The sequence below is a fragment of the Magnetococcales bacterium genome, assembly GCA_015231925.1.
GTDB lineage: Bacteria > Pseudomonadota > Magnetococcia > Magnetococcales > JADGAQ01 > JADGAQ01.
In genome coordinates, this window is record JADGAQ010000144.1 from 1 (window position 1) to 10898 (window position 10898).

Below are 10898 nucleotides of genomic sequence, written 5' to 3' on the forward strand. Positions count from 1 at the left end.
CTCCCGGCGGAATGGGCGCGCCGGTCATGATGCGCACCGCTTCCCCGGCCTGCAGCGGTTTGGTCAGACGGCTGCCCGCCGGCAGATCGGCCACCACGGTGAGGCGGGTTTCGGCCTCGGGGCTCAGATCGGCCAGTCGCACGGCGAAGCCGTCCATGCCGGAGTTGTCGTGGTTGGGCACGGGATGGGGGGCGTGGATCGCCCTGGCCAGCACCCGGCCACGGGCCTGGGTGCAGGGCACGCGCTCCTCTTCGTCCAGGGGAACGATGCTGTCGAGTACTCGCTGTTTGGCCTCCGCGAAGCGGATCATGAGTGTCCTCCGCCGTGAACCATGCGCAGAATGTGGGGCACCAGATCGGCGATGGCCTGCAGGCTGTGGACGGCGCCACGCCGGGATCCGGGCAGATTGATCACCAGGGTGCGGCCCCGCAGGGCGGCCACGCCACGGGTCAGCAGGGCGGATCGCACCTGAGCCAGTCCGGCCCGGCGAATCTCCTCGGCCAGTCCGGGAAGCTCCTTTCCACAAACCTGCCGGGTGGCCTCGGGCGTGCAATCCCGCGGGCCGGGGCCGGTGCCGCCGGTGGTGACGATGCAGTCCAGTCGCAGACGATCGGCCCAATCCGTCAGGCATGCGGCGATGGCGGCTTGATCGTCCGGCAGCAGATGTCGTATTTTGACGACAGCGCCGGCGGCGCTCAACAAACCTTCCAGGGCGTCTCCGCTGCCGTCATCGGCCAGGGTGCGGGAGTCGGAGAGGGTGAGCAGACCCACGTCGAGCCCGTTCCAGCCCGGGGTCTCCTGCTTGGCGTGGTGGTGGTGCGTGTGGGTGGGTGCGGAGCCGTGCAGCGGGTTGGCGGCGGCCTGGCAGCCGGGGCAGACATCGACCCAGCGACTGCCTTTCGAGGTGGTCTCCCGTTTCCAGAAGGTGGCGCGCAGTTTCAGGTGGTCGATGACGAAGCGGCAGGCGTCGAAGGCGCTGGCGCGATGGGAACAGGCGGCGACCACCAGCACGATGTTGTCGCAGGGTTGCAACCGGCCCACCCGATGCACCACCAGCAGCTCCTCCACCTCGAATTTGGCCCGTGCGGCCTCTTCGATGCGTTCCAGCTCCTTTTCGGTCATGCCGGGGTAGTGTTCGATGTCGAGGGCCTCGATGCTCTCCCCGTCGGAGAAATCGCGCACCTTGCCCAGAAAGGAGACCACTCCGCCGATGCGGCCCCGGTTTTGGGTGAGTTGCCCAATCTCCTCTTCGAGGGAGAAGTCGTTTTCCTGGATGCGGATCATGGTCGTACCGTCTCAGCCGCCGGAGACCGGCGGAAAAAAGGCGATTTCATCGTCATCGCCGATGGTATCCGGGGGAGAGGCGTGCCGCTGGTTGACGGCGACCTGGATGTGGGAGGTCAGGGCGGAAGCGTAAGGTTCCCGGCGACGCAGATGGTCGAGCAGCGTGGCCACCGAGGTGATCTCCGGGGGGAGGGGCAGGGTCTCCATGGAGCGTCCCATCTCTTCCCGAACCCGGGCGAAGTAGAGCAGTCTGGCCATGGCGACTCCGATTGGCAAAATGGGAAGGGCGGCAACGATTGTAACGGGGGAGGGAACTCCGGGCAATACTCCGGGCAAAAAAAAGCCTCCCGGCCAAGGCGGAAGGGGATATGACGGCGCGAAGCCCTCATGGGGACCCCCTGAAGCGAATGGCTGGGAGGCGCATCGGAAAACCCGGACGTTGTGCAGGGTAGGGAATCCGGGAGGGTCCGGCCTTGATGTGAATCAATTTCCGTAGCGAATTTTCCGTCGGAGGGGCTGAGATCAAGATGGATGACTAGAAGGGGGATGTTGTGGCATAGTGGCCGGGGGGTCTCAATGACGAAGGCTTACAGCTTGAGGAGCGGCAAGCCATGGGGGACGAGTCGAAGCAGGACGGGCGGAATGACGAAGGCGAAACGGGTTGCGCCGTGCTGGTGGAGCTGCAAGGCACTCCCTTCAATCGGTTGTTGGAACTGACTCCCGGCAGACACATCCTGGGACGGGATCCCATGGGTCAGTTGGTTTTCGCCGAGGAGCGCATTTCGCGCCGGCATGCCGTGGTGTATGTCGAAGGGGGTGTGGTCTCGGTCGAAGATCTCTCTTCGGTCAACGGCACCCTGGTCGGCGATCATCTGCTGCAGAAAGGGGAGCGCCGCGTGCTGCTCTCCGGGGACGAGGTGCGCCTGGGGCGGGAGTGTGTGGTGCTGCGCTACTATGCCCCCGGAGAGGTGCGGAAGGAGGGGCATCTGAGCCGTTTTCTGCAGCAGACCCGGGATCCGGTCAGTGGTTTCGCCCAGGCCGAGTGGTTCAACTGGCAGACGGAGATGGCCATTCACCGCAAGCTGGTCTCCCGCAATCCCCTATCGGTGCTGGCCTGCGAGTTCAGGGGATTGGAGGAGCTGGAGCGCCGATTCGGAGAGGGGGCGTCCGATGAATGGGTGAAAGAGCTTTCCCGGAATATCCGGGGTCTGCTTCCGGGCAGCGAACTGCCGGGACGCCTGGGGCATGCCCGTTTTGGCATTTTGATGGAAGGGTACAATATTCGGGAGGCCCTCGATGTGGCCGGTGAGCTGAAACGTCAGCTCGACTCCCTGATGGTGCCGTGGCAGGGTGAGTTCATGGTCTTGCCGGGAGCCATCGGCGTGGCGGGGGTGCGGCAGGGTGTTTCGGAGATAGCGGTTCTGATGGACCGGCTGCAACTGGCCTTGCAGGATGCCTGGCAGCAGGGGCCCAACGCGGTGAGCTATTTTTCGGAACTGGCCGCCAAGGAGAAGATCTGCCGTCTGAGTCTGGGGGATTTATCGGCTCCCCGTGATGTGCAGACCCGCCGCATGGGCCGCAGCCTGGCCTGATTCAGCCCGTGGTGAGGGGGTCGGCTTGCATCGGGGCGAAACCGGAGGTTTCGCGCTGACCCAAAAACCGTTGCAGAGTCTCCATCAAGCGGGCTTTGTTGACCGGTTTGACCAGATAGTGGTCGCAACCGGCCATTCTGGCCCGTTCCCGGTCCTCTTCCATGCCGAAGGCGGTAAAGGCGACCACCGGGGTGCGTTTCCGGCCCTGGTCGGACTCGATGGCCCGAATGGCCCGGGTGGCGGTGAGACCATCCATTTGCGGCATCTGAATATCCATGAGAATCAGATCGAAGGGCCGCTGCCGGTAGAGGCTGATGGCCTCCCGTCCGTTGCGCGCCACCTCCAGCCGACAACCGCTCTTGCCTAGAAAAACCTGGATCAACAGGACGTTGTCTTCCGCGTCTTCCGCCAGCAGGATGCGGCGTCCCTCCAGGGAGAGGGGCGGTGCGGCGGAGTCGGCAAGCGGCGCGACCACTGCGGAGGTTTCCACCCGCTTCAGGGAAGGGGCGGTAAAACGGAACAGGCTGCCCCTTCCCTCCGGGGTTTCCACCCAGATGCGACCCTCCATGAGGGCCAGCAGATTGCGACTGATGGCCAGTCCGAGGCCACTTCCCCCGAAACGACGGGTGGTGGAGGAGTCGGCCTGAATGAAGGCATGGAAGATGCTTTCCCGTTTCTCCTCGGCGATGCCGATGCCGGTATCGCGCACGGAAAAGAGGGGGCCGTGGCCGTGCGGTTCGGGGGTGATGCGAACCTCCACTTCGCCATGGGCGGTGAATTTCAGGGCATTGCCCAGCAGGTTGACCAGAACCTGCCGCAGGCGGGTGGGGTCGCCCTCGTAGGAGCCTTCCACCAGGGGGTCGATGGTTCCGCTCAGAATCAGTCCTTTCTGTCTGGCCAGACCGGAGAAATCCTCCAGAATGGCCTCCATCCAGGTGCGCAGATCGAAGACCAGCCGTTCCAGAACGATTTGCCCGGCTTCCACCCGGCTCAGGTCCAGAATATCGTCGATCAGGGCCAGCAGGGCGAGGCTGTTGCGTTTGACGACCTCCACATAGCGACCGTGGGGGGCGGGCAGACGGGCTTCGGAGAGGAGATCGGCCATGCCCAGAATGGCATTCATGGGGGTACGGATTTCATGGCTCATGTTGGCCAGAAAGGTGCTTTTGGCCTGATTGGCGTGGTCGGCGGCGGCCAGGGCTTTGGCCAGGGCCTGAGCGGCGCCTTTCTGCACCGAGATATCCCGCAACAACAACACGAAGCGGTTGTCCAGACTGCCCTGCAGGGACTGGACCGCGCCCTCCAGAACCAGAGGCTTGCCCTCCCGGTCCCGACCCTCGGCTTCGAAACGCAAACCGGTCGGGGGATGGTGCGGGGTGTTCCAGAAACGGAACGGGGGTGGCAGTCCCGGCACGATATGGTTGAGGTGGCGACCGACCAGTTGGGCGTTCTCGTAACCGAAGATCCGGCAGGTCGCCGAGTTGCATTGTCGGATGCGCCCGAGTTCGTCCACCACCAGGATGGCGTCCACGGTGGAATCGAGTACGGCCTGAAGGTGGGCATGCTCCTTGTGGACCCGTTCCGCCAGCAGGCTTACCTCGCGGGATTGTTCCTTCCACTGTCTCTCCCGGTGCAATGCCTGGGTCACGTCGTTGACCTGCACCAGACAACCGATGCGGGTTTCGGCGGTTCCCAGGGGTTTGACCAGGATCATCTGTTCGATGGGTTCGTTCCCGTCGCCGAGGGGACGAAAAAGGGGCAGGGGATGGCGCAGCAGCTTGGGCGAAAGCAGAGCCGGCAAGCCGATGCTCAGGGCTTCGTGAACGGCCTGACTGATACGGGAGTTGGCCAGGGTCGGAAAGAGGGTTTCGAAGGGGAGACCCTTCACCTCGATCTGTTCCATGCGGGCGTGCTGCCGCAACCAGCGGTTCATGAGCAGCACGCATCCTGCGGTATCGAGAACCATGATACCGGTATCCGAGGCATCGAAGACGGCTTCCAGGAACGGGATGTTGGTCGGTGTCATGGCGCGGATACGCTGTTCAGGAAGCCCCAGGTTTAGGTGGATGGAATCGGACGGCTATTCAAAACGCTCCAGGAGTCGGGCGAGCTGCTGACGCAGATTGCGCAGGGCGTCCAAACCGAGGAGCAGGACCAGATACCCCTGAATATGGGTTGTCGTGGTGCGGAATTGCACCACCAGGAAGAGAAGACTGGTGGGGTTCTCTTCGGAAGCCCCGAACAGGGGCATGATCAGATCCCGGCAAGAGCGTTGCAGGTACTCGGGGAAATGGCACTCCAGTTCGCCCTCCAGCATGTTGGCCAGGGTTCCCAGGCAGGCGTTGAGGAGAATGTTGCCGACTTCCAGCAGGCTTTCCCGTTCGAGTTCCGTGAGGTTACTGGCGGGCAGATCCTCCTTGAGGAGGGCGCGTACCAGATTCAGGCTGCTTTCCATGCCGTAAACCAGCATGGCCGTTCCGCTGAAGGATCCGGTGAAGACCTGGCGCACGGCGGCCATTTCGTCGCCGGAGGCGCTCTTTTCCATCAGGTCGATGGCCTCTTCCGGCGGGAGAAAATCGAGAAAGGGCAGGGAGAGGATGACCTCTTCGTCGAGCATTTCGCTCAAGGAGGCTCCCGCGCGACCGAAGCCGACGTTGAGCAGTTCCTGAAGGGCGTCTTGTTCTTGAGGGGTCAGGATAAACATGTCGCGCGAGGATCTCCCGGGCTGCCCGACCCCGTCGGGGCTGGCAGCGACACTATTTTGAACCATGTTAGCCGATTGACGCTGTTTGTACCATGGCCCAAAGGGAAGAGTGGGGCAATTTTTTCCGCAATGCGGGTATTTGAGGGGATTGGAAGCGGTTGGGGAATGCTCCGAAGGTGTGGCATGTTCCGTGCATATAATATTTTAAACCATGAGGAGACATAATACGGAGCGGTTGATCCCATCCAATTATCAGGCGGTTTGTCGAGGACTCGAAGGATGAACATTCCACAGGCGGCCCAATATCTGATCCGGCAAGCGGTGCAAACGGCGACGAATCTGAATCGTCAGCGTCAGGATGACCCGAAGAAATCGGCTCGGCCCCTGGAGGTGAAGGACGCCTCCCAGAAGGAGAACACCACGGCTCGGGTGATGCGACCCGTGGCCAGCAGCGCCTACCAGGTGACCATCTCCCGTGCGGCGTTGCAGAAAGTGAACCAACAGCCCTCCGATACCCTGGGTGCGGCTGCCTGACCATATCACCACCGAACCGATTGGAACGCGCCTCCATTCCGGGTCAAATCCGGTCTGGGGGCGTTTGATTTTTCCATTCCCGCCTGCTGTTTCCCCCGCGATATTCCGGCGCAAAGTTTCTCGCATCCGTGGATCATTTGGGATATTATGCAAAATTCGACGGGTCGATTCTGTCGTCCGGTGGGACGGCAACGAAGATCGACTGGCCATTGAAACCAAGGAAGTGTACCTTGTCCACACCCGTATCCGAAACTGCGGTAGTCAGCAAGACCACTCATTCAGAGTCTGTCCCGCTTCCCGTTTGGAAGCGGGCCTGGATTCTGGCCCGAATTCTGGGCGGAAAGATCCGCCGCTACTTCAAGACCCGAAATCTGAATCCGGAAGAGCTGGACGCCTTCGCGGCGCGTCGCTCCGGGAATTGTCAGATGTGCGGGGCCTGCTGCAAGTTGCTGTTCGAATGCCCCATGCTGGACGAAGCCAACATGTGCCGCATCTACACCTCGCCGGTGCGACCTCGCGCCTGCCAGGCTTTCCCCATGAACGATGCCGATCTGGAGGACGTGCGTCTGGCTGCCGGTTTGCAATGCGGCTTCGCCTTCTCCAAAGCCCCCGTCTACAACACCCGTGATCTCAATGGTCGCCGGGTGGTCAAAATCCTCGCCCCCGCCGAGAACTCCTCCCAGGGGGGGTAAACCCCCCTTGTTTTGATGTCCCTCCATGCATTAGTATGCAAGGCAACTCGTGCAATTGAGTTGCCTTGCTCTGAGCATCTGTGTCTGGCGCCCTTTCGATTTGATCTGATTCGAGGAGTTTCTTATGACGGATACATCCGGAAATTCAATTGAGAATGTGCTTAGCCGGCTCCGTGCCTTGACACCCATATCGTTTCCAAATGCGGCGAGCATTGAAAGCTCCCGGAGAGAATGGGTTCAAGCGATTGAGAAGTATATGAACTTTATTGATAATAAATCACATAGAATCGTATTTATTGGGGTTCCTGGAGTAGGTAAGTCCTCACTTGTCGGGGTTGCCTCCAATTTATTTATTGGAACAATGCCAAGGAGTCGCAATGAGCTAAAGACTAACTCCATCTTGGCGATAGGTGCGGGTCGAACGACAGTCTGTGAGGTTCATGTTCGGGCTGTTGGGGAACGCGATAGGGGTGAAATTGGACTGATCATTGACCCCACTTCTGATGAAGAGATGGAAAAGGCCATTCAGGATTTTGCAGAGGATGAGTGGCAACGCCGAAAGGAGATCGGGGGAAATCTGGGGGAGGATGATCAGGATCCAACTCCGCAAGAAGTTCAGCGTGTATTACGCAACATGACAGGATATCCAGAATATTCGGAGACATATATTGAAGATGGACTCAAAAAGAAACGAACTGTTCGTCCATTGGATAGGATAGTTCATGGGTTTTCTACGAAAGAAGAACTATCTCGCCATCTGATTGAAAGAGTCAACCTTGAAACAAGGAGGCAAGTAGAATGGTGGTGGCAGGATAGCGATATTGAATCACAGAAAGAACTAAAAAAGTGCTTTGAAGCGGTTAATTTGGGTAAGGAAAAAACCACAGTACTTCCTAAGCGTCTGACAGTTGTTGTGAAAGATCCGTTTCCGGGAAGTGAGTCAGGCCTGGAATTGACGTTGATCGATTCAAGAGGGTTAGATGGGCCGATTGAAACCCGGGGTGACTTGCAGGCTTTTCTTCGAGATGAACGGGCAGTCATTGTGTTATGCACTCCATTTAAAGATGCGCCTGGAGAGGCTATTCGGTCCGTTCTGCGTTCCATGATAACAGATGCGGAACTGAGAATGGCGATTGCTCGGGTGATGCTTGTGCCGCTGGATCAGGGAGATTCCGACCAAGTCAACGGAGCAGACGGTGATCGGGAGTTTGGGCAAGATCTAAAGAAAGAGGAATGTCGAGTAGCTCTGGAAGGTATTGGTCTTCAAAAGGAAATGGAAAAGACGACAATTATTTCTTTCGATGTTCTTAATGATGATCGAGTGTTTCTATTAAAGGCTATCGACTCTCTTTTGTTGCTAATAAGAAAAGAGGCGACCAATCAGTTAATTGAAGTGTCTCGTGAGGCTGAAAGGTTTTTGCAAAACGTCGAAGCGGAATTTGCTATGCCGCGACGAGATGAAGTGGATGATGCCCTGCGCTTGATTATTTCGGCCAATCTACCAGTCGGAGTGCCTGTGCAATATCCTTTGAAGGGTATGGAATATGCTATTCGCAATGCGCGGTCGACTTCAAGGGTGCATGCAACATGCCGCAGGAAAGGGACCTATGCTTATTTAGATCTTTACAGCGCAGTAGAAACGGAAGCTCGTCGGGCTGCAACCTTATGGCTTGATGAATTGGTTGGTAAGCTTCTCTTAAAGCTTGATCGGTTAGAAAATGAGGAGAATTATAAAATAGTTGTCGATCATATTCGGCTGCGAAAAAGACAGTATAGGGAATCCTATAGAAATTTTGTCCGAGTTTATGCAGAAGGAGTTCATGGTGAGGTTAGGGAATTGCTAGTGAATGATTCGGTTTGGTTAAGTTGCGAAGGAGAATGGGGGCGTGGACGAGGCTATTTAGAGAGGGTTTGGGCGCATATAAGCGGTTGGGCTAATTTGCAGTTGCTGACGGCCCATGAGCGGCTGGATGCAACCGATGAAATTCCCTTCATGTTGGAAATGTCGCGCCGGCATCAGGCTATGCGCTTTACCCTCTATATCCGAAATTTGAGGGTGTTGCATAATATTGAGTGGGAACCTACCCCGGTTAGCTTGATCATTGGAGCCAATGGGGTTGGGAAAACGACATTGCTGATGGCATTAAGATTGCTGAGGATGGCCTATGAACGTGATTTGCCCGAGGCTCTAGCCATTGTTCTTGGTGGAAGTAGTAACCTACGGACCTGGGGTGCCTCAAGTGAAGATCCTATCGAAGTCGGTCTGGATATTGGTGAAACAAGCTGGCGAATACAGCTTGTACAGAGAGAAGGCACAGTAGATTACCTGACGAAAGAAATCCTTTCCTTTCAAGGACGTGAGGTTTTTTCTAGCGATAATCTTGGGGCGTTTTTTTACAGAGGGGAGCGGCTTGAAGCGACGACAAAATTAGGTTTGCGAACCTTAATTGATAGAGGTTTCAAGGATTCGTCGATCCATTTGATGGCGGCTTTCCTGCGTCGAATATTTATCTATCATGACCCGGATTTGTATTCCTTGCGTCAGGGGTCTAATACTTCCGAAAATCGCCGTCTGGACCCACGAGGAACTAATTCTCTAGCCGTGATGAGGCGTTGGTATCAGGAACGCTCCAATCAGCATAGATACCAATTTGTTATTGAAGGTCTTCGTGCAGCTTTCCCTAATCTTGTTTACGAAATGGATTTCGAGGAAGCGGGAACAACTCTAGCCGGGCGTATTTACTCTCCTGGAAGGGAGCTGCCAATGCCTTTGGCCACTGAAGCCAATGGCGTTCTGCAACTTCTTGTGCTTCTATGTGACCTTGCCAGTGCGGAAGATGAAAGCATCGTGGCAATCGATGAGCCGGAGAACGGTCTTCATCCGTGGGCGGTTCGATCCTTTTTGCGACAGGCCCGACGTTGGGGGGATCATCATAACCTGACGATTCTGCTTGCAACCCATTCCATGGTGCTTCTTGATGAATTGAATGCTTCTCCGGAAGAGGTTTTTGTAATGAAACAGTCTGGGCCGAATAGGCCCATGCCAAAGTCGTTGAATGAGTTGTTTAACCGAGAATGGTTAAGTGACTTTAATCTTGGATCGCTTTATGAGCAGGGTGAACTTGGTTGCAATGTGGATGGCCTATAAAATGTATAGAATTAAACTCATTGTGACAGGCTCCATGGAAAGGTTGGCTCTACATAGTTCGCTTAAGGTTCTTTTCCCCTCTAAAAGAAACGGAAAAAGTGTGGAGTGGGATGTTCCCCGACAGATGAATGGGACAACCAGTCATCGACTTGTCCTTAATAAGGTCCCTTCCAGGCCAATGTTGGAACTGGCAACCGCCATGTACGATGAAGCTATAGTTGGAAAGGATGAAAGTGGGCCTGCTGACTTAGTTGTGGTTATGGATGATGTCGAGCTCGGCAATCTCGGGCAGGAAAGGGTTATTGCCCAACATTATATAAATGCAGTTAAGCGGGTCCTTCAACAAAAGTCTCCGTCCAGTTCATTTCCATTAGGAGTGCTTTTTCGTCAAAAATGCTCTTTTCACCTGTTTAAGCCACTTCCGGAAGCCTACTTTTTTGGTGATCCGTCAGCCCTTCGCCAAGCAGGAGTTGGATCTGCCTCTATACCACCTCATTTGGTTCATCCTACTGATGTCGAACAATTTGAAAGCAACGATCCTGCATGGCTTTCAGTTTGTTATGGCGAGAACACTCGTAGAAGAAAAGAAATTCCCTGGTGGAGTCATGAGCGACATCCAAAGCATTATCTCGATTACTTGGTTCATGTAAATAATCTAGATTATTCAGAAACAATCCAGGGGAAGTTGGCCCTTCAAAACCTTAACTGGAGAGCCGTTCCCAAAGGGGAATTGGACACCCCCCTGATCCGCTCCTTGTTTCAAGATATAGCGGACTGGTTTCAAATTCCCAATCCGATAGGCAACGGTTCGTTGGACCCATCTTTTTATCCCCCTTCTTCTGTTCACTCCTCCAGTCTCGTGCTTCGTAATATGTAAAAATTGCCGGGTGATGGGTCAGCGATGACTTCCAATGATCGCCCCATTTGGGGTACTCTTGAGAGAC

At 56.4% G+C, this 10898-nt stretch carries 10 protein-coding genes; 5 read left to right on the forward strand and 5 right to left on the reverse strand.

Going from position 1 to position 10898, the window contains the following annotated elements; all coding sequences use genetic code 11:
* From HQL56_14355 to moaD, 3 genes are all read right to left on the reverse strand, one after another.
* On the reverse strand, positions 1–310 hold a 310-nt coding region (locus tag HQL56_14355), incomplete at its 3' end, for a molybdopterin molybdenumtransferase MoeA (protein MBF0310701.1).
* A complete protein-coding gene (locus tag HQL56_14360; GenBank protein MBF0310702.1) occupies positions 307–1284 on the reverse strand; it encodes a molybdenum cofactor biosynthesis protein MoaE in 978 nt (325 codons plus the stop codon). The genes HQL56_14355 and HQL56_14360, both read right to left, overlap by 4 nt.
* Before the next feature lie 12 nt (positions 1285–1296).
* Positions 1297–1542, reverse strand: coding sequence for a molybdopterin converting factor subunit 1 (moaD, locus tag HQL56_14365; protein ID MBF0310703.1), 246 nt, complete (start codon positions 1540–1542; stop codon positions 1297–1299).
* Between the two features lie 353 nt (positions 1543–1895).
* Here moaD and HQL56_14370 point away from each other — a divergent pair, with 353 nt between their 5' ends.
* Positions 1896–2876, forward strand: a complete 981-nt coding sequence (locus tag HQL56_14370) for an FHA domain-containing protein (GenBank protein ID MBF0310704.1) — start codon at positions 1896–1898, stop codon at positions 2874–2876.
* 1 nt (position 2877) lies between these two features.
* On the opposite strand, the gene HQL56_14375 is transcribed toward HQL56_14370, so the two are convergent.
* Both HQL56_14375 and HQL56_14380 read right to left on the reverse strand, forming a co-directional pair.
* Positions 2878–4902, reverse strand: a complete 2025-nt coding sequence (locus HQL56_14375; GenBank protein MBF0310705.1) for a response regulator — start codon at positions 4900–4902, stop codon at positions 2878–2880.
* Positions 4903–4956: 54 nt separating this feature from the next.
* Positions 4957–5580 carry a chemotaxis protein CheC gene (locus HQL56_14380; GenBank protein ID MBF0310706.1) on the reverse strand — a complete coding sequence of 208 codons (624 nt, stop codon included), beginning with the start codon at positions 5578–5580 and terminating at the stop codon, positions 4957–4959.
* Between the two features lie 279 nt (positions 5581–5859).
* On the opposite strand from HQL56_14380, the gene HQL56_14385 reads away from it, so the two are divergent.
* The 4 genes from HQL56_14385 to HQL56_14400 all read left to right on the forward strand — a co-directional run bounded on the left by HQL56_14385 (position 5860) and on the right by HQL56_14400 (position 10831).
* Positions 5860–6114: a hypothetical protein gene (locus tag HQL56_14385; GenBank protein MBF0310707.1), complete on the forward strand. Its 255-nt coding sequence runs from the start codon at positions 5860–5862 to the stop codon at positions 6112–6114.
* A gap of 230 nt (positions 6115–6344) precedes the next feature.
* Positions 6345–6806, forward strand: coding sequence for a hypothetical protein (locus HQL56_14390; protein ID MBF0310708.1), 462 nt, complete (start codon positions 6345–6347; stop codon positions 6804–6806).
* A gap of 124 nt (positions 6807–6930) precedes the next feature.
* Positions 6931–9954: an AAA family ATPase gene (locus HQL56_14395; GenBank protein ID MBF0310709.1), complete on the forward strand. Its 3024-nt coding sequence runs from the start codon at positions 6931–6933 to the stop codon at positions 9952–9954.
* A gap of 178 nt (positions 9955–10132) precedes the next feature.
* Entirely contained in the window at positions 10133–10831 is a 699-nt protein-coding gene (locus HQL56_14400; GenBank protein MBF0310710.1) for a hypothetical protein, read from the forward strand.
* Positions 10832–10898 lie beyond the last annotated feature (67 nt).